General features: G+C 70.5%; 18 protein-coding genes. 15 read left to right on the forward strand and 3 right to left on the reverse strand.

The window, feature by feature from the left end:
* Nucleotides 1-23: 23 nt before the first annotated feature.
* Both ACV7GQ_RS09845 and pan1 read right to left on the reverse strand, forming a co-directional pair.
* Nucleotides 24-665, reverse strand: a complete 642-nt coding sequence (locus tag ACV7GQ_RS09845; RefSeq protein WP_470310074.1) for a DUF420 domain-containing protein — start codon at nt 663-665, stop codon at nt 24-26.
* 73 nt (nt 666-738) lie between these two features.
* Nucleotides 739-1953, reverse strand: coding sequence for a proteasome-activating nucleotidase Pan1 (gene pan1 / locus ACV7GQ_RS09850; protein WP_470310075.1), 1215 nt, complete (start codon nt 1951-1953; stop codon nt 739-741).
* 153 nt (nt 1954-2106) lie between these two features.
* Here pan1 and ACV7GQ_RS09855 point away from each other — a divergent pair, with 153 nt between their 5' ends.
* Complete coding sequence (locus tag ACV7GQ_RS09855) at nt 2107-2844, forward strand: NAD(P)/FAD-dependent oxidoreductase (RefSeq protein ID WP_470310076.1); 738 nt, start codon at nt 2107-2109, stop codon at nt 2842-2844.
* Between the two features lies 1 nt (nt 2845).
* On the opposite strand, the gene ACV7GQ_RS09860 is transcribed toward ACV7GQ_RS09855, so the two are convergent.
* On the reverse strand, nt 2846-3886 hold the full coding sequence (locus ACV7GQ_RS09860; RefSeq protein WP_470310077.1) for a M48 family metalloprotease: 1041 nt from the start codon (nt 3884-3886) through the stop codon (nt 2846-2848).
* A gap of 107 nt (nt 3887-3993) precedes the next feature.
* Between ACV7GQ_RS09860 and ACV7GQ_RS09865 the strand changes: the two genes are divergently transcribed.
* The 14 genes from ACV7GQ_RS09865 (at nt 3994) to ACV7GQ_RS09930 (ending at nt 17915) form a co-directional block, all read left to right on the forward strand.
* Complete coding sequence (locus ACV7GQ_RS09865; RefSeq protein ID WP_470310078.1) at nt 3994-4998, forward strand: DUF4129 domain-containing protein; 1005 nt, start codon at nt 3994-3996, stop codon at nt 4996-4998.
* On the forward strand, nt 4995-5762 hold the full coding sequence (locus ACV7GQ_RS09870) for a DUF7269 family protein (RefSeq protein ID WP_470310079.1): 768 nt from the start codon (nt 4995-4997) through the stop codon (nt 5760-5762). The genes ACV7GQ_RS09865 and ACV7GQ_RS09870 overlap by 4 nt, the downstream gene beginning before the upstream one ends.
* A complete protein-coding gene (locus tag ACV7GQ_RS09875; RefSeq protein ID WP_470310080.1) occupies nt 5759-7105 on the forward strand; it encodes a DUF58 domain-containing protein in 1347 nt (448 codons plus the stop codon). The genes ACV7GQ_RS09870 and ACV7GQ_RS09875 overlap by 4 nt, the downstream gene beginning before the upstream one ends.
* Complete coding sequence (locus tag ACV7GQ_RS09880; protein ID WP_470310081.1) at nt 7102-8604, forward strand: DUF7519 family protein; 1503 nt, start codon at nt 7102-7104, stop codon at nt 8602-8604. The genes ACV7GQ_RS09875 and ACV7GQ_RS09880 overlap by 4 nt, the downstream gene beginning before the upstream one ends.
* A 49-nt stretch (nt 8605-8653) precedes the next feature.
* Nucleotides 8654-9832, forward strand: a complete 1179-nt coding sequence (gene coaBC / locus ACV7GQ_RS09885) for a bifunctional phosphopantothenoylcysteine decarboxylase/phosphopantothenate--cysteine ligase CoaBC (RefSeq protein ID WP_470310082.1) — start codon at nt 8654-8656, stop codon at nt 9830-9832.
* Between the two features lie 140 nt (nt 9833-9972).
* Nucleotides 9973-10971 (forward strand): monovalent cation/H+ antiporter subunit E, encoded by a 999-nt coding sequence (locus ACV7GQ_RS09890; protein WP_470313153.1) that lies wholly within the window; start codon nt 9973-9975, stop codon nt 10969-10971.
* Nucleotides 10964-11239 (forward strand): cation:proton antiporter, encoded by a 276-nt coding sequence (locus ACV7GQ_RS09895; RefSeq protein ID WP_470310083.1) that lies wholly within the window; start codon nt 10964-10966, stop codon nt 11237-11239. Before ACV7GQ_RS09890 ends, ACV7GQ_RS09895 begins: the two co-directional genes overlap by 8 nt.
* Complete coding sequence (gene mnhG / locus ACV7GQ_RS09900) at nt 11236-11556, forward strand: monovalent cation/H(+) antiporter subunit G (RefSeq protein WP_470310084.1); 321 nt, start codon at nt 11236-11238, stop codon at nt 11554-11556. Before ACV7GQ_RS09895 ends, mnhG begins: the two co-directional genes overlap by 4 nt.
* Nucleotides 11553-12092, forward strand: coding sequence for a DUF4040 domain-containing protein (locus ACV7GQ_RS09905; RefSeq protein WP_470310085.1), 540 nt, complete (start codon nt 11553-11555; stop codon nt 12090-12092). The genes mnhG and ACV7GQ_RS09905 overlap by 4 nt, the downstream gene beginning before the upstream one ends.
* Nucleotides 12089-12559 carry a Na(+)/H(+) antiporter subunit B gene (locus ACV7GQ_RS09910; protein ID WP_470310086.1) on the forward strand — a complete coding sequence of 157 codons (471 nt, stop codon included), beginning with the start codon at nt 12089-12091 and terminating at the stop codon, nt 12557-12559. The genes ACV7GQ_RS09905 and ACV7GQ_RS09910 overlap by 4 nt, the downstream gene beginning before the upstream one ends.
* Nucleotides 12556-12924 carry a cation:proton antiporter subunit C gene (locus tag ACV7GQ_RS09915; RefSeq protein ID WP_470310087.1) on the forward strand — a complete coding sequence of 123 codons (369 nt, stop codon included), beginning with the start codon at nt 12556-12558 and terminating at the stop codon, nt 12922-12924. The genes ACV7GQ_RS09910 and ACV7GQ_RS09915 overlap by 4 nt, the downstream gene beginning before the upstream one ends.
* Entirely contained in the window at nt 12917-14446 is a 1530-nt protein-coding gene (locus tag ACV7GQ_RS09920; protein WP_470310088.1) for a monovalent cation/H+ antiporter subunit D family protein, read from the forward strand. Before ACV7GQ_RS09915 ends, ACV7GQ_RS09920 begins: the two co-directional genes overlap by 8 nt.
* Nucleotides 14443-16122 (forward strand): cation:proton antiporter, encoded by a 1680-nt coding sequence (locus ACV7GQ_RS09925; protein WP_470310089.1) that lies wholly within the window; start codon nt 14443-14445, stop codon nt 16120-16122. Before ACV7GQ_RS09920 ends, ACV7GQ_RS09925 begins: the two co-directional genes overlap by 4 nt.
* Complete coding sequence (locus tag ACV7GQ_RS09930) at nt 16122-17915, forward strand: Na(+)/H(+) antiporter subunit D (protein ID WP_470310090.1); 1794 nt, start codon at nt 16122-16124, stop codon at nt 17913-17915. The genes ACV7GQ_RS09925 and ACV7GQ_RS09930 overlap by 1 nt, the downstream gene beginning before the upstream one ends.
* The last annotated feature ends 126 nt before the right edge of the window (nt 17916-18041 follow it).

Below are 18041 nucleotides of genomic sequence, written 5' to 3' on the forward strand. Positions count from 1 at the left end.
GCTTCGAGAACCCCTTCTTTCGCCTACTCGCGCAGTTCCGGGAGCGTCGGTCCCGCGACGGCCAACAGCAGTGCCGCTTCGCCGCCACGGGGCACCCAGCCGTAGACGTGGTTCAACATCACGTAGGTCACCAGACCGAGGAAGAGGCTCAGGCCCCACGCGGCGACGGCGACGCGACCGACCCGGGCGTGGGCCGACTCGCGCAGCTCGGCGACGGAATGCGAGAGGCCGAGGACGACGGCGTGGACCACGACGGGGACGGAGACGGCCGACAGGAGGATGTGGACGGCCAGCATCACGAGATAGGCCCAGTAGACCGGTCCCTCGACCTGGATCGACTTCTCGAAGCCGCCGCCGACCTTCAGCAGGTACATCGCGAGGAAGGCGAGGATGAGGCCGAAGGCCGTCAGCATCGCGGCCCGGTGCCTGCGAACCTGGTCGGTCTTGATGAAGTAGACGCCGGCGACGATGGCTGTCAACGCGGCGGCGTTGACGACGGCGATGGCGTCCGAGAGGAGGATGACGGTCTGGTCGCTGATACTGGGGAACGGCACCACTCCTCCGAAGGTCCCCAACACGAGCGCGTAGCCGACGACGGAGATGGCGGCGGTGACGCGTCTCGGGGACGTGCGGGCGCGCGACTGGAGTCTGTCTGCGACGGCCATACTGGTACGTGAGGAAGCGAGGGGTTTCTGTGTTCTGAAAGCCCGTGCGAACCGCCGTCTGTGGCCGGCGGGGTCAGGCGAAGGTCCGGGAGACGTCCTCGTCCTCGGTCTCCTCCTGCTGGATCTTCTCCCAGGCGTCGAGGAAGTCGTCCATCGTGACCTCGGTGCGGTCGTCGCGGATGGCGAACATCCCGGCCTCGGTGCAGATGGCCTTCACGTCGGCACCGGAGGCCTCTTCGACGTCCTCGGCGAGGGCCTCGAAGTCGACGTCGTCGGCGACGTTCATGCCGCGGGTGTGGATCTCGAATATCTGCTTGCGCCCCTCGAAGTCGGGCTTGGGCACCTCGATGAGGCGGTCGAACCGGCCGGGCCGGAGGATGGCGCGGTCGAGCATGTCGAAGCGGTTCGTGGCGGCGATGATGCGGATCTCGCCCCGGTCGTCGAACCCGTCCATCTCCGAGAGCAACTGCATCATCGTCCGCTGGACCTCGGCGTCCCCGCTGGTCTTCGACTCGGTCCGTTTGGCCGCGATGGCGTCTATCTCGTCGATGAACACCACGGCGGGCTCCTCCTGGCGGGCGAGTTCGAACAGGTCGCGGACGAGTTTCGCGCCCTCGCCGATGAACTTGTGGACCAGTTCGGAGCCGGCCATCTTGATGAACGTGGCGTCGGTCTCGTTGGCGACGGCCTTCGCCAGCATCGTCTTGCCCGTCCCGGGCGGCCCGTGCAGCAGGACGCCGCTCGGCGGGTCGATGCCCACGTCCTCGAACATCTCGGGACTGACGAGCGGCATCTCGACCGTCTCGCGGACCTCTTCCATCTGTTCCTGGATGCCGCCGATGTCGGCGAAGGTGACGTCGGGCGACTGGTCGACCTGCATCACGCGGGCACGCACGTCGGTCTCGTTGTCGAGCTGCTTGACGATAGAGAGAGAGTTGTTGACCGCGACGCGGTCGTCGGGTTCGAGGTCGTCGCGCATCTCGTCGGTGACCTCGGTGAGCGCCTCCTGGTTGTTGCCGTGCTGTTTGATGATGACGCCGTCGTCGCTGAGTTCCTGCACCGTGGCGACGAACAGTGGCGACTGCTTGAGCTTCTTGTTCTCGTGGGTCAGCCGTTCGAGCTTCTGCTGGTACTTGTTGTTCTCGGCGTTGGCGTCCAGCAGCTTGTCGCGCATCTCCTCGTTCTGTGCTTCGAGCACCTCGAGCCGCTCCTGCAACGCCTCTATCTTCTTCTGCTGTGAGGCGTCCTCGTCGTATGGCAGGTCGACCTCGTCGACGGTGTCGGTCATTACGCCCCCTCTAGTAGGTGAATCATTATGAGGCTTCGGGTAGTGCCAGCATTCGATTCGGGAGATAGAGGGGTCGTAGCGCCGATTTTCGGCACGCGAGCACAGCCACAGCGAACCGGCAGGTTTCTGTTGCGGGCCCGGCAACCGCCGCGTATGTCCGACGAACCTGAGTCCGTCGTCGTGGTCGGCGGCGGCGTCGCCGGCCTCTCGGCGGCGATATACACGGCACGCGCCGGTATCTCGACGCGTATCGTCTCGACGGGCGAGTCCATCCTGAACCGCAACGCCCATCTGGAGAACTACCCCGGCTTCCCGGCGGGCGTCAACCCGCGGCTCCTGCTGGAACTCATCCGCGCACAGACCCGGCGAGCGGGGGCGTGGTTCGTGGACGGGCGCGTCCAGCGCGTCACGGAGACCGACGACGGGTTCGAGACGACCGTCGAGAACGGGGAGACGTTCGAGTCCGACTACGTCGTCGCGGCCTCGTGGGCCGACGCCACGTACCTCGACGGCCTCGACGTCGACCTCGTGGACCGCGGGACCAAGGAGTTCGTCGGCGTCGACGACTGTGGCCGGACCGCCGTCGACGGCCTCTACGCGGCGGGCCGACTGGCCGAGCAACACCACCAGACCATCGTCGCCGCCGGACACGGCGCACAGGTCGGCCTCACCCTCATCGAGGACAGCGACGTGGACTTCTACCACGACTGGACCGCGCCGGAGGGCTACTTCACCGACCGGGACCGCGAGGTGCCACCGGGCTGTGAGGAGATAGACGAGGCGGAGCGCGAGCGCCGGGAACAGGAGTCCCTGGAGATGATGCAGCGGTACTTCGAGGAACCGATGCCCGGCGAACCCACGATGCACCCCAGCGTCGCGGACGACGAGTGAGTCAGCGGTCGCCGAGCAGGTCGCCGAGCCGTTCGATGCGCTCGGCCGTCGGCGGGTGCGAGCGCGTCTCGAGGTGGAACTCGTCGGCACCGGCGTCGTCGAACCCGTACGGGAGGAAACAGAGCCCCCTGACGCCGTCGTAGGCACGGCGCTTGTCCGTCTCGGGGGTCGGCGTCGCGTCGGCGTCGAGGGTCCGGAGTGCGCCGACCAGCGCCGACGGCTTCCCGGTGAGCCTCGCGGCGCTCCGGTCGGCGGTGTACTCTCGCGCACGCGAGAGCGAGCGTGCGAGCACGACCACGGGCGCGGTGAACACACCGAGCAGGATACCCCCGACGACGACCGTCAGACCGAACACGACCAGGAACCCGGCGGTGAAGGAGACGGACCCGAACGGCGCGGAGAGGAAGCGGGCACTGAGGACGTAGGCGAGGGCGACGCCGACCGCCCCGGCGAGGAGTCTGCTCCCCCGTGCCCCCGGCAGCAGGTCGTCGAGCGGGCCGTACTCCCCGTTGGTCAGCGCCGGCAGGAAGTTCGCCAGCGTCATCACGGTCGCGTCGCGGTTCGAGACGTGCATCAGCTCGTGGGCGAGAACGGCGTCGAGTTCGTCGCCGTCGAGGGTCGCGAGCAACCCCTCGCTGACGACGACGGTGGCGCTCCCGAGGGTCCCGACGGCAAAGCTGTTCGGGACGTCGCTGTCGGCCACGGCGAGCGTCGGCATCGTGACGTCGGCCTGCTGACAGAGCCGTTGGACCCGGTCGTGGAGGTCGGGGAACTCTTCGCTTGAGACCTCGCGCGCGTCGGCCGCGGAGAGGGACTGCGCGCGGGTGTACCGCAACTGCGCCCAGACGAACACGACGAGAGCGGGCGCGACGACGGCGACCCACCACGCGAGGTCGGCGCCGACCGGGAGTGCCGCCGCGACGGCGTCACGGACCGGCGAGAGCCACGGCGTCAGGAGGTACGCGCCCGTCGCGACGACGGCGACGTCGACGGCGAGCAGCAGCGCGAGGGTCAGGAGGATTCGGCGGGTGAGTCTCCGCATAGGGCGTGTGTGAGATTGCTGTCAACGCGTCAAAGTCCTTCTGGTGGCTCAAGAATCCGTCTGACCAAGGACAATACTTTAGATTGGTTGGCAAGAAACGAACGGTAGTGCCCTCCAGCCTCATCCGCGCCGCTCTGGCCCTCCTCTGTGCCGGTGCCGTCATCTACGCGACGGCGCTGTTCCCCGCCGCGCTGGACGTGGAACTCCAGCAACAGACCCCCGTCGAGGGGTCGACGCCGGCACCGACGCCGACACCGGCGCCAGACACACCGACGCCGACGCCGACACCCACGCCGACAGCGACGCAGACCGCAGCGCCGCCGCCCGACGCGGACGGCGGCGGGGGCGGCCTGCCGGACCTCTCTTTCCTCCCGACACTGCTCGGACTGCTCGGCGTGCTGGCCGTCGGGTACGTCGGCGTGGTGCTGGTCCGGTCGGGCGACGGCTACGGCGGGACGGACGTCAGGCTCCCGTGGCTGGGACGCGTCCCGCTCCCGTTCGCGGGCGTCGTCCAGCGGATTCCGCAGGTCACGGCCACCGTCCTGCTCACCGGTGGGGCCGCCCTCGCCCGGGTCGCGACCGGAGTCGGGACGGTGGTCCGGGGCGTCGGGAGCGGCGTCACGGCCGGGCTGGGCCCCGTCGGCAGGATAGTCGGGCGGTCGGTCACCGCCCTCCCCGGAGCGCTCGCGCTCCTGGCGACGGCCCCGTTCCGGTCGCTCGCCGGTCTGACCGGCGGCGGCCTGTTCGCGTCGCTCCGTGGCGGGTTCGAGCGCCCGGGGTTCATGGAACCCGACGACCCGACGACGGAGGACGCTCGGACCGCTACGTCGGTCCCGGCGGGTTCGGACTCGACGGCGGACGCCGGCCCACCCTCGATTCGCGAGGCGTGGGCGCGACTGACCGACGCCGTCCCGGTCGACTACCCGGCGGCGACGACTCCCGGCGAGTACGCGCGGGAGGCGATAGCGGCCGGCCTCCCGGCGGGACCGGTCTGGCGGCTGACCGAGGTGTTCCGGGCGGTCACCTACGGCGGCGAGTCGCCGTCGACCGGCCGGGCGGAGGCCGCGCGTGACGCGCTCGGCGACATCTTCGGCGGAGGTGACGACTCGTGAGCGAGGCGGCGACCACGGAGGAGCGAACCGCCGAGGGGGTGACGGTCCCGGTCCGGACCGCCGCGGCAGACCCCGACGAGGCATCCGCCGCGACGCGGTCGGCGCGGGCGAGAGTCGACGGTACGGTCGACCGAGACGACGCCGGTGGGCGGTGGCGACTGTTCGCCGCCGTCGGGGTCGTGTCGCTCGTCGCCGCAGTCGCCGTCGCGACGGCCCCCGGACTCGTCGGCTCGCTCGCCGATGCCGGGACGACGGCGACGCTCCGTGCCGCCGTCCCGGTGGCGGCCGGCCTCGTCGCGCTGCTCGGCCTCTACGGCGTCGTCACGCGCGACCACGTCGCGGACCGCGACGACCGGGCTCCCGTCGAACTCCCGACGGCGAACCCCGAGTCGATGGCGGAGGGGCCACAGACCGTCGTTGGCGCCGACGTCGACGACCTGCTGGACCGCATCGACGGGCGTGTCGACCCCTACGACGGGCTCGAAGCGAGCTACGCGGCCGACGTGCGCCGGCGGCTCCGGGGGACGGTCGAGCGGACGCTCGTCCGCCGCACGGGACTGGACGCCGAGGAGGCCCGCGAGGCCGTCGCGGCGGGGACGTGGACCGACGACCCCCGGGCCGCGTCGTTCCTCGGGGGCGACGGCGTCCCGGAGCCGCCGCTCGGGCGACAGGTCCGCGACTGGGCCAGCGGCGAGGGGTTCGACCGCAAGGTCGAGGCGACGCTGGACGAGCTCCGGCGCCTCCGAGGGGGTGACGCCCGGTGACAGCGCGGCGGCGGGGCCGCCGTGCCGTCGGCCTCTCGGTCGCTCTCGTGACCGGCGCCGCCGGCCTCGCGACCGGGAACGCGGCCATCTTCGTCGCCTCGACGGTGGGCCTCGTGTACGCCGCCTACGAGAGCGCGACCCGCCGCCCCGAACCCGAACTGACCGTCGAGCGGACGCTCGAACCGGCCGCACCGCTCCCCGGCGACGAGGTGACGGTGACCGTCACGGTCCGCAACGAGGGCCGCACGTTCCTCCCCGACGTGCGCGTCGTCGACGGCGTCCCCGACCGGCTCCGCGTCGTCGAAGGGTCGCCGCGGCTGGGGACGACGCTCGACGTCGACGACAGCGCCACCGTCACCTACACGGTGCGGGCCCGACGTGGCGAGCACCCGTTCGGCGAGACGACCGTCGTCTGCCGCGACCTCGCCGGGACCACGGAGTCCCGCGAGTCGGTGCGCGTCGAGACGACCATCGACTGCGGCGCGGACGTGGACTCGGTCCCGCTCTCGGCACGCAGCCTCACCCAGACCGGGCGGGTCCAGACGCGGGCGGGCGGCGACGGCGTCTCGTTCTACGGCATCCGCGAGTACCAGTCGTCGGACCCGATGCGACGCATCGACTGGAACCGCTTCGCCCGGACGAACGAACTGTCGACCGTCCAGTACCGGGAGACGGCCGCGGCGACCGTCGTCCTGCTCGTCGACACGCGGTACCCCATCGCGGCGCGGCCACGGGACCCGGACGCGGTCCAGTTCTGTACGTACGCCGCCGAGCAGCTGGCCGAGGCGCTGCTGGCCGAGAACGACCGGGTGGGCGCCGCCACCTTCGACGACTGCGCGTACCTCCGCCCGGCGGCCGACGGGAACCAGTACCGCCGCCTGCGGGCGTTCCTCGTCGCCGAGACGGGCGGCGAGGTCGTGACGGCGGGTGAGCGGTTCGACGACGGCGCGGCCGGCCGACTGTTCCCGCAGGTGGGCGGAGGGCAACCAGCCCCGCACTCGATGGGGTCGCAGCCGGACGGCGACGAACCGGTCGCGGACGGCGGCGACGCCGTCGCGACGCTCGACCGTCGTCTCCCCGACGAGGCACAGGTCGTCTTCTGTAGCCCGCTACTGGACGACCGGGCGGCCGACGCGGCCGGACGCCTCGCCGCGTACGGCCACTCGGTGACCGTCGTCAGTCCCGACGTGACGGGGTCGCAGACGCCCGGCGGCACCCTCGCCGGGTTCGACCGGGACGAGCGTATCGACGCCCTCCGCGGGACGGTCCGCGTGGCCGACTGGACGCCGACAGACCCGCTGGCGAAGACGCTCGCGCGGGCCACGGAACGGTGGTCGGCGTGACGGGTCTCGATACCCGCCCGGTCGAGTCGACGGCAGCGCTGGCGGGGACGCTGGCCGTCATCGTCGCACTGACGGTCGGCCTCGGCGTCGGGGCCCCGCTGCCCGTCGCGGCGAGCGTCGTCGGGGGGCTGACGGTCGCCGCCGGCGCCTGGGCTCTGGACCGGGAGACGAACGCGCGGACCGCCGCCGGGAGCGTCGCGCTCCTCGCGGGGTCGCTCTCGCTGGGCGCCGCGCTGTACCTCGGCCGCGCGAGCTACGCCCTCCCCGTGTACGCCGGCCTCGGCGTCGCGGTCGCGCTGGTCGCCGTCGACGCCACGACCGGGCTCGTCGAGAGCGAGTCGCTCGGGACGGCGCTGCGCGAGAGCGGGAACGCGCTGCTCGTCGGTATCGTCCTCGCCGTCCTGCTGAACCTCAACGCCGAGTTCGGCGTGGCGACCGCGTTCCTCGGGGCGCTGCTGGCCGCCGCGGTGGCCACCCAGCTGGGCGCGTTCGTGACGCTCCAGCTGGCGGTCCTCGGCGTCCTCGGCCTGCTGTCCCGTGCCGTCCCGGTGCTGACCGACTGGCTGCCGGAGACGGGCACCGACGGCCCGCTGGCGACGCTCGACGACGTGGTCGTCTCGCCGCGAACGCTCCCGAGAGCGGTCTGGGCGGTCGTCGGCCTCGAAGTGCTGGTCGCGCTGAGTCCCGCCGGCCGGTCGCTGTTCGCCCTGCTGCTCGACAGTATCCCCGTCGTGGGACCGCTGCTCGAACTGGCGCTCGGGTGGCCGCTCCACGTCCTCGTCGGACTGGTCGGCGCGGCGCTGTCGGCCGTCCTCGTCGCCGACGTCGTGCGGGTCTGGGTGGTCGACTGGCTCGGTGACGACCCCGCCCGGACCCTCGCGCTGCAGGCCGGCGGGCTGGTGGCCGTCGCCGGCACGCTCGTCGGCACCGCCGTCGCGTCGGCGCTGCGGGTCACGCTCCTGCCGGTGGGCACGGCCGGTCTGGCGCCGCTGGTCGGCCCGGCGGGCGTCGTGCTCGGCGGGGCCGTCTCGCTCCTGTTGGTCGTCGGTATCGTCCTCCAGCTACCGTCCGTGCTCTCGGCGTACGGGTTGCTCCCGGCGTCGACGGCCGGGTTCGCGGCCGGGAGCGCGCTCCTGTTCGTGACGACGCTCGCCGCCGCGGAACTGGGGCTCGCGACACCGCTGGTCGTCCTCGGCGTCGCGGGCACGATACTCGTCTGGGACACCGGCGCTCACGCCCGCAGCATCGGCGACCACCTCGGCCGGGCCGCCGACTCGACGGACGCCCAGTTCGTCCACGTCACGGGGAGCGCGCTGGTCCTGGCCGGCGGCGTCGTGCTTGCCCTCGCCGCACGCTACCTCCTCGTCCCGGCGCTCGCACCGCCCGCCGACCCGGGCGCCGCGGGCAGGTCGGCCGTCGCGCTGGGCCTCGTCGTCGTCGCCGTCCTCGCGTTCGGCGTCGCCATCACCCTCCACGGCGGCCGTCCGGCCGGCGAGTGAGCCGGGCCGAGGACAGACACTTTTAGGCCGTCACGGCGAAGGGCGAGACATGCTGCAGGGAGTCAACGTCGTGTTGGGGGTCTCGGGCTCCATCGCCGCGGTCAAGACGGTGGAGCTGGCCCACGAGTTGCGCCGACAGGGGGCGTCGGTCCGGGCGGTGCTGACCGACGCGGCGACGGGCATCGTCCACCCGTGGGCCGTCGAGTTCGCCACCGAACACGACGTGGTGACGGAACTGACCGGGCAGGTCGAACACGTCGACCTCTGCGGGGTCGACGGGTGGGGGGACGTGCTGCTCCTCGCGCCGGCGACGGCCAACACCGTCGGGAAGGTCGCGGCGGCCATCGACGACTCGCCGGTGACGACGTGTGCCACGACGGCGCTGGGCGCGGGACTGCCCGTCGTCGTCGCGCCGGCCATGCACGAGCCGATGTACGACCACCCGGGCGTCCTCGACGCCATCGAGCGCGTCGAGTCGTGGGGCGTCGCGTTCGTCGACCCCCGCGTCGAGGAGGGGAAGGCGAAGATAGCGACCGAGGAGGCCATCGTCACCGAAGTGGCCCGCGCTGCCGGGGACCGACCGCTCGACGGCCGGCACGTCGTCGTCACGGCGGGCGCGACCACGGAGTCCGTCGACCCCGTGCGGACGCTGTCGAACCGGGCGTCGGGCCGCACCGGGCGTGCGGTCGCGCGGGCCTGCTACGTCCACGGCGCCGCCGTGACGCTCGTCCACGACGGCCCCGACGTCCCGTACGCGACCGTCGAAGCGGTCGAATCGGCGGCGGAGATGACGGCGGCCGTCGCCGACGTGGCGCCCGACGCCGACGCCCTCGTCTCGGCCGCGGCCATCTCCGACTACACGGTCGACACCGCCGCAGAGAAGATACAGAGCGGGCAGGAGGACCTGACGCTGACGCTCGAGCGGACCCCGAAGCTCATCGACACCGTCCGCGAGGACAACCCCGACCTCCCCATCGTCGGGTTCAAGGTCGAGACGGCGGCCGACGACGAGACGCTGGTGCGCAGGGCCCGCGACATCCTCGAGCGGGCCGGCCTCGCGTTCGTCGTCGCCAACGACGCGAGCGTGATGGGCGCGTCCGACACCCGCGCGCTCGTCGTCCGCGCCGACGAGACGAGCGAGTACGTCGGCGACAAGGGGGGTCTCGGGGAGCGAGTGGCCGCGGAACTCGCCGCGGAACTCGGCGAACGATCGTCGGCAATCGAGTGATTGCGAAATAGTTTTGCGTATCCCGTGGTTCGCTTTCGGTAACGACTGTAGCGTGCGTCAACCACCCAAAAACAGGATTCTCAACTACTACAGTGACTGCATCTGACGCCCGCCGTCTACTGGTGCCGGTCGACGACTCGGTGACCCTGCGGAACACCGTCGCGTACGTCGTCGCCGAGGCCGAGGCGGCGGCCACGGACGGGCCGGTCGAACTCCACTTCGTCGACGTCGCCAGCACCCGGTCGGTCGACCCGGACGCCCCGGAGGAACTCTCCGAAGCCTCCGAACTGCTCGAACGCGTCGGCGTGTGGGTCGACGAGGACCTCGGCGAGGACCCGCCGCCGGGTATCAGCGTCGAGACGGCGGTGCTGGGGGCCGACCGCTACCTCTTCAGCCCCGGCGACTACGCCGAGGCGATACTCGACTACGCCGCCGACGTGGGGGCCGGCCGCATCGTCCTCGACCCGGAGTACAGCCCCGGCGGTTCGACGCCGATGTTGCGCCCGCTGAAGCTCGAACTGACACGCGAAGAGCTCTCCGTAGAGGAGGCGCCGGTCGAGCGGCGGAGCGAGGCGACGGTCCTCGGTCGGGCCGCCTCGCTCCCGAAGTACCTCACCGTCTTCGGCGCCTCGTACCTGTTCTACATGCTGTTGAGCGCGTGGAAACCGCTCGACTTCCTCACCGGCTTCTTCACCGCGACCCTCGTCGCCGTCCTGCTGGCACCCGTCGCGTTCAGCCAGCAGCCGTCGGTCGCCCGCGTCGGGAAGCAACTCGCGCGGATGTCGCTGTTCGTCCCCTACCTGCTGAAGGAGATCGCCGTCGCCAACCTCCAGATAGCCTACGTGGTGCTCCACCCGAGTCTGCCCATCGACCCGAAGATCGTCGAGCTGCGGGCGGCGGTCTGGGGGGACGCACCGGTGACGACGCTCGCGAACAGCATCACGCTCACGCCGGGGACCCTGACCGTCAGCGTCTCGGACCGGGCGTTCGACATCCACTCGCTGACCGCCGCGTCCCGCGAGGACCTGTTCGGAGGCGGCCTCGAGCGGGCGGTCAGGTTCGTCTTCTACGGGCGGGAGGCCGCGGCCATCGCGTCGCCCCGCGAGCGCGGGGACGACGGGGAGGGGCAGGATGGTTGAGTTCGCGACGGCGCTGCTGGCCATCGCGGCCGCCTTCGTCGTCTTCGCCGTCGTGGCGCTGTACCGCGTCTTCGTCGGCCCGACCATCCACGACCGGGTCATCGCCGTCAACGTGATGGGGACCAACACCGTCATCGCCATCGCGCTGGTCGCCGCGGCGTTCGAAGAGTCGGTGTTCCTGGACGTGGCGCTGGTCTACGCCCTGTTGAACTTCCTGCTCTCGATAGCGTTCTCGAAGTTCAACGTCGAACACGGAGGTGTGCTATGACGCCGGTCGAGTGGGCTATCGTGGCCCTCGCCCTCGTCGGCGCCTTCTTCGGCGGCGTCGCCGCGCTGGGCATCGTCCGGTTGCCGGACGTGTACACCCGCGCACACGCGGCGTCGAAGAGCGACACGCTGGGTGCCGTCCTCACCGTCGGGGCGGCCGCGCTGGCCCTCCAGTCGGACATCTCGACGGTGAAGGCCGTCTTCCTGCTCACGTTCATGTTCCTCACCAACCCGACGGCCGCCCACGCCATCGCGCGGGCGGCACAGGACCAGGGTATCGAACCGTGGACGCTCGACGACGGGGAGGGAGAGACGTGACGCTGACGCTCCTCGAGGGCGCGCTCCTCCTGTTCGTCGTCGGGTGCGCGCTCGGTGCCGCGCTGCTGCGGGACACGCTCGCGTCGGTGATGTCGTTCGCCGCGTACAGCCTGGGCGTCTCCATCATCTGGCTCATCCTGCAGGCGCCCGACGTCGGCCTGACCGAGGCGGCCGTCGGTGCCGGCATCATGACCATCCTGCTCCTGGTCGCGCTGGCCAACACGGTCACGCCCGACGCCAATCGGCTGCTGGAGCCGGTGAACGTCCGGACGGTACTGCTCGTGAGCACGTTCGTCCTCGTGATGGCGGCCACCGTTCCCGCGCTGCCGGCCATCGGCGACCCGAGTTCGCCCGTCGTCGGCGGCGAGGTGACCCAGTACTACCTCGAGAACGCCTACAAGCAGACCGACGTGAAGAACGCCGTGACCGCAGTGCTCGCGGCCTACCGCGGGTTCGACACGCTCGGCGAGGCCGTCGTGGTGTTCGCGGCCGGCGTCGCCGCGCTGACGGTCCTCCGTCGGGAGGTGTTCGCATGAGCGTCGACGACCAGCCCGGCCTCTACGTCGAGAGCACCATCATCATGACGACGGTCCGGGTCGTCGCGCCGTTCGTCCTCACGTTCGCGCTGTTCATCATGTTCCACGGCGCGGACTCGCCGGGCGGCGGGTTCCAGGGCGGCGTCATCGCCGGGTCCGTCGTGTTGATGCTCGCCTTCGCCTACGGTATCGAGTCGACGCGGCAGTGGCTGGACGTCCGCGTCGTCGTCGCACTCGCGGCCGGGGGCGTCCTCACCTTCGCCAGTATCGGGCTGGGCACCATCCTGCTGGGCGGTCAGTTCCTCCAGTACACCGAGTACGAGGTGGTCCTCTCGCACGCGAGCAAGTACGGTATCGAACTGGTCGAACTGGGCATCGGCGCCATCGTCGCCAGCGTCGCCATCGGTCTGTTCTTCCTGCTCGCGGCCGGGTTCGGGCACGTCGTCGACGAGGAGGGCGAGGCATGACACCGCTACAGCTGGACCTGCTGACGACGCACTACAACTACTACGCCGTCGTCCTGTTGCTGGGCATCGGCCTGTACATGCTGGTGGAGTCGGCGAACCTCGTGAAGAAGGTCATCGGGATGAACGTCTTCCAGACGGGCATCTTCCTGTTCTTCATCACGCTGGCCTACCGCACCGGCGGGAACCCGCCGGTCATCTCCGACGGCGGCGGCCCCTACGTCAGCCCGCTGCCGCACGTCCTCATCCTGACTGCCATCGTCGTCGGGGTGAGCCTGACGGCGGTGGCACTCGCACTCATCGTCCGCATCTACGCGGAGTACGGGACGCTGGACGAAGACACACTGGAGCAACTCTACTATGATTGAACACCTCCCCGTCCTGCTGGTCGTGTTGCCTATCGTCGGCGGGACCGTCCCGCTGGTAGCCAGTCTGTTCACCGACCGCGCCGGGTGGCCCGTCGCGACGGTGACGGTGCTGGTCCACGCGGTGCTGGCCGGCCTGCTCGGCTGGACCGTCTGGACCGAGGGCGTCGTCTCCTACGCCGTCGGCGGGTTCGCCGCGCCGTACGGCATCGAACTCGTCGTCGACGGCCTCTCCGCGTCCGTCGTCCTCCTCGTCGGCGTCGTCGCACTGGGCGTCCTCGCCTACGCGCGACACGCCGGCCCGCACTCGAACGCCTTCTACAGCCAGTACCTCCTGCTGGTCACCGGCCTCACGGGGATGACCGTCACCGGCGACGTGTTCAACCTCTACGTGTTCCTCGAGATTACGGGACTGGCCGCGTACGGTCTCGTCGCCAGCGGCCGCGAGGCCAGTTCGGCCGTGGCGGCGCTGAAGTACCTCATCATCGGGACGGTCGGCGCGTCGCTGTACCTGCTGGGCGTCGGCTACGCGCTGGCGGCGACCGGGACGCTGAACATGACCGACCTCGCGGACAAACTCGCGGCGGTCGGCTACGACTCGACGCTCGTCCTGACCGCGTTCGGCCTGATGGTCGGGGGGCTGACGGTGAAGGTGGCCCTGTTCCCCCTGCACACGTGGCAACCCGACGCGTACGCGAACGCGCCGGACAGCGTCAGCGCGTTCATCTCCGCGCTCGTCTCGACGGTGTCGGCCTACGCCCTCGCCCGACTGCTGTTCTCGGTGTTCACCGTCGACTTCCTCGAGGCGGTGCCCGGTGCCCGCTGGGCACTGCTGACGCTGGCCTCGGTGAGCATCGTCGCCGGCAGCGCGCTCGCCGTCTCGCAGAACAGCGTCCAGCGGATGCTGGCGTACTCGTCGGTCTCGCAGTTCGGCCTCGTCATCGCGGGGTTCACCGTCGCGACGCCAATCGCGGTCGTCGGGGCGACGGTCCACCTGCTCGGCCACGCCGTGATGAAGGGCGGCCTGTTCGCCGCCAGCGGCATCATCGAGCGCGAGACCGGGGCGACCACCGTCGGCGGCTACGCCGGGATGGCCGCTCGGACGCCGGTCGCCGCCGGCGCCTTCGCCGTCCTCGCACTGGCGATGGTCGGCGTCCCGCCGGCCGTCGGGTTCGTCGGCAAGTGGTACATCGTCGTCGGCGCCGTCGAAGCCGGCGTCTGGCCCGTCGTCGCCGTCCTGCTGGCGAGCACGCTCCTGACGCTGGCGTACTTCGCCCGGCTGGTCGAACGGCTCTACTTCGCCGAGCCGACCATCCGTGAGGAGGCCGCCGTCGCCGACGGCGGTGCGGGGACCGACGGGTCCCAGTCCTCGTCTGGCTACCGGCCAGACGGCGGGGCGAGCGTCTCGACGGGGATGATAGCCGTCGTCGTCGTCGCGGCCGTCCTCGCCGTCGCGCTCACCGCCGCCGTCCCCGCGCTCGAACAGTTGCTCGAACAGACGCTGCCACCGCTTCTGAACCAATGACAGACGTCGCATCCATCCGACCGCTACTCGCAGTGCTCGTGTCGGCCGTCGCCATCCCGATCATCCTCTCACTGAAGGGGCGCCCGAACGTCCGGGAGGGCGTCACGCTCACCGTCGCCGCGGCGAAGTTCGCCATCGTGGCGAGCATGGTGCCGGGCGTCCTCACGGGGACGGTGTACGTCTTCTCGTTCGGCCAGTTCGCCACCGGTATCCAACTGGCCCTGCGGGCGGACCCGCTTGGCATCCTCTTCGCCGCGCTGGCGAGTCTGCTGTGGATCGTCACCAGTTTCTACTCCATCGGCTACATGCGGGGGCTGGACGAACACGCCCAGACGCGGTACTTCGCGTCGTTCGCCGCGAGCCTGGCGTCGGCGGTGGGCGTCGCCTTCTCGGCGAACCTCCTGACGCTGTTCGTCTTCTACGAACTGCTGACGGTGTCGACGTACCCGCTGGTCACCCACGACGAGACCGACGAGGCCCGCGCGGCCGGTCGGAAGTACCTCGCGTACACCTTCGGCGGCGGCGTCGCCGTCCTCGGTGGCACGGTCCTCGTCTTCTTCCTCACCGGGACGACGGCGTTCACGCCCGGCGGCATCGAGGCGCTGGCGACCGCCGACCCGACGCTGGCTCGTGCGGCGTTCGCGCTGCTGGCCGCCGGGTTCGGCGTGAAGGCGGCGCTGATGCCCGTCCACTCGTGGCTCCCCGACGCGATGGTCGCGCCGACGCCCGTCTCTGGCCTGCTGCACGCCGTCGCCGTCGTCAAGAGCGGCGTGTTCGGCATCGCCCGTCTCGTGCTGGACGTCTACGGGACGGACCTGATGCGCGACCTCGGCGTCGCCCTGCCGCTGGCCGCCGTCGCCGCGTTCACGCTCCTGACCGCGAGCGTCATCGCGCTCCGACAGGACAACCTCAAGCGACGGCTGGCGTACTCGACCATCAGCCAGCTCTCGTACATCGTGCTGGGGCTGGCCCTGTTGGAGGGGGACGCGCTCGTCGGCGGGCTGCTCCACATCCCCGCCCACGCGTTTATGAAGCTCACCCTGTTCTTCTGTGCCGGCGCAATCCACGTCGAGACCCACACCGACGACATCAGCGACATGGCCGGCATCGGCACGCGGATGCCCCTGACGATGGCCGCCTTCGCCGTCGCGTCGGCGGGGATGGCCGGCATCCCGCTCGTCGCCGGGTTCGTCAGCAAGTGGTACCTCGTCATCGGGGCGCTGGAGGGCGGCGGCCTCCTCTTCGCCGCCGCGCTGCTGGTCTCGGGCGTGCTCAACATCGCGTACTTCTGGCCCATCGTCTACCAGGCCTACTTCGAGTCGCCCGAGAGCCACGACGAGAAACCGCTCGTCGAGGCCGTCCTCGGAGGCCGTTCGGTCCGAGCGGACGGCGGTGACGCCGAGACCGTCGCGGCACCGGCCGACGAGGAGATTCCGGACCCGCAGGAGGTCGACCACCTCGGGAAGCGCCACGAGGACGTCGAACACCACGGCGGGCCGCCGGCCAGTGGGTGGGACCAGCGCAACTGGCGCGGCGCCGAGAGCACGTGGTTCATGCTCGGGCCCATCCTGACGGCGGCAACGCTGTCGCTATTGCTCGGTATTATCCCGCGTGGCGTCGTCTTCCTGCGAATCGTCGAGACGGTCGTCGGGAACCTCCCGGGGGTGGTGCTCTGATGGCGACCGGACCGCTGACGGCGGTGCCGCCGGTCGTCGTCCTGCTGGCCGTCGCCGTCCTCGTCGCGTTCCTCCCACGACGGGCGGGTCACGCCCTCGGCGTCGCCGCGACCGGAGCAGCCACGGTGTGGGCGTGGGTGGTCCCGTCGGGCGCACACCTCCAGACGACGTTCCTCGGCTTCGAGGCCGTGCTCCTGAACGTCGACGAGTTCTCCCGGCTGATGGGGCTCATCTTCGGGTTCATCGGCGCCGCCGCGGTGCTGTACTCCTACGCCAGCGAGGCCGAGAACGTCCAGACAGCGTTCGCGCTCTCGTACGTCGCGACCAGTTTCGGCGCCGTCTTCGCCGGCGACTGGCTGACGATGCTGTTCTTCTGGGAGTTGATGGCCATCACCAGCACCCTGCTGGTGTGGCACTACCGCGGCGCGGCGGTCCGGGCGGGCTTCCGCTACGCGCTGTTCCACGGCATCGGCGGGACGCTCCTGATGGCGGCCATCCTCCAGAACTACGTCGCGAAGGGCACCTTCCTGTTCGCCTCCGTCCCCGGTGGGCCCGAGACGGCCGGCATCACCTCGGGGCTCCCCGCCGCGCTGGCCGCCATCGGCATCGGCGTTAACGTCGGGTTCATCGGTCTGCACGCGTGGCTCCCCGACACCTACCCGCGGCCCCACGTCGCCGCGAGCGTCTTCCTCTGCGTGTTCACGACCAAGACGGGCGTCTACGGGATGTACCGGGCGTTCCCCGACGGCAACGTCGCCATCGCCTACATGGGCGGCGGGATGGCCGTCTTCGGCGCCACGTTCGCGCTGTTCCAGAACGACATGCGACGCCTGCTCTCCTACCACATCCAGTCGCAGGTCGGCTACATGATCGCCGGCGTCGGCATCGGCGGCGCCCTCGCGCAGGCCGGCGCGTTCGCCCACGTGTTCAACCACATCCTCTACAAGGGACTGCTGTTCATGACCGCCGGCGTCGTCGTCTACCGCACCGGCGAGGAGAGCCTGAAGAAACTCGGCGGCCTCTGGCGGGAGATGCCGGTCACGGCGACGGCCTTCACCGTCGCGGCCCTCTCCATCGCCGGGTTCCCCGGCTTCAACGGGTTCGTCAGCAAGGGCATCGTCATCGCCGGGAGCCACTACGACTTCGTCAAGGGGCCGCTGTACGTCGGCGGCCGGACGACGCTCGAGTGGCTGCTCCTCATCGGTGGCGTCGGCACGTTCATGTCGTTCATCAAGTTCGGCTACTACGCGTTCTTCCACGGCGAGTACGACGGGAGCGTGACCGACGCCAACCGCCTGCAGAGCGTCGCGATGGTGACCGTCGCCGCGCTGTGTGTCGGCTTCGGCGTCTTCGACGGCGCGCTGTTCAGCATCCTCCCGTTCGACGTCACCGACGAGGCCGTCGTCTCACACGTCTACCACACCTACACCGTCGACCACCTCATCGAGGGGGTCGCGCTCGCCGCCGCCGGGTTGGTCGGGTTCGCGGTGACGAAGAAACCGCTCTCGAAGTTCGGACGCGTCCCCGACGTCGACTCGCTGTACAACCCGGCGGTGTTCTACGGGACGCGGGCGCTCGTCGTCGGCGTCACCGAGCTGTACGCCGCCGTCGACCGGGCCGTCGTCGGCGCGACCCGAACACTCACTGTCGCCGTCACCGACCCGAACGCACTGTACGACCGCGTCGTCGATGCCGACGACGAGGAACCGGCCTACCCGCTCCGGGCCGGTATCGGGTTCAGTATCCTCGTGCTCGCCATCTTCGTGACAGTCGCGTTACTCTTACTACCCTGATAGCTGAGGGTGTTTTCACAGTCGATAATTGGTGCCGTCCATTTATATACGCACACTCTGTCTGATTGTAGTAAGGACACTGCGAGGCGAGCGGGTACGCTCCGCTATCGGCTCGACTCGAAAGTG

Source organism: Haloarcula sp. MBLA0163 (genome assembly GCF_055632435.1).

Excerpts from the sequence above, each read along its gene's own strand:
- ACV7GQ_RS09845 (WP_470310074.1), bottom strand. The coding sequence starts at position 665 with ATGGCCGTCGCAGACAGACTCCAGTCGCGCGCCCGCACGTCCCCGAGA.
- pan1 (WP_470310075.1), bottom strand. The coding sequence starts at position 1,953 with ATGACCGACACCGTCGACGAGGTCGACCTGCCATACGACGAGGACGCC.
- ACV7GQ_RS09855 (WP_470310076.1), top strand. The coding sequence starts at position 2,107 with ATGTCCGACGAACCTGAGTCCGTCGTCGTGGTCGGCGGCGGCGTCGCC.
- ACV7GQ_RS09860 (WP_470310077.1), bottom strand. The coding sequence starts at position 3,886 with ATGCGGAGACTCACCCGCCGAATCCTCCTGACCCTCGCGCTGCTGCTC.
- coaBC (WP_470310082.1), top strand. The coding sequence starts at position 8,654 with ATGCTGCAGGGAGTCAACGTCGTGTTGGGGGTCTCGGGCTCCATCGCC.
- ACV7GQ_RS09895 (WP_470310083.1), top strand. The coding sequence starts at position 10,964 with ATGGTTGAGTTCGCGACGGCGCTGCTGGCCATCGCGGCCGCCTTCGTC.
- mnhG (WP_470310084.1), top strand. The coding sequence starts at position 11,236 with ATGACGCCGGTCGAGTGGGCTATCGTGGCCCTCGCCCTCGTCGGCGCC.
- ACV7GQ_RS09910 (WP_470310086.1), top strand. The coding sequence starts at position 12,089 with ATGAGCGTCGACGACCAGCCCGGCCTCTACGTCGAGAGCACCATCATC.
- ACV7GQ_RS09915 (WP_470310087.1), top strand. The coding sequence starts at position 12,556 with ATGACACCGCTACAGCTGGACCTGCTGACGACGCACTACAACTACTAC.
- ACV7GQ_RS09920 (WP_470310088.1), top strand. The coding sequence starts at position 12,917 with ATGATTGAACACCTCCCCGTCCTGCTGGTCGTGTTGCCTATCGTCGGC.
- ACV7GQ_RS09925 (WP_470310089.1), top strand. The coding sequence starts at position 14,443 with ATGACAGACGTCGCATCCATCCGACCGCTACTCGCAGTGCTCGTGTCG.
- ACV7GQ_RS09930 (WP_470310090.1), top strand. The coding sequence starts at position 16,122 with ATGGCGACCGGACCGCTGACGGCGGTGCCGCCGGTCGTCGTCCTGCTG.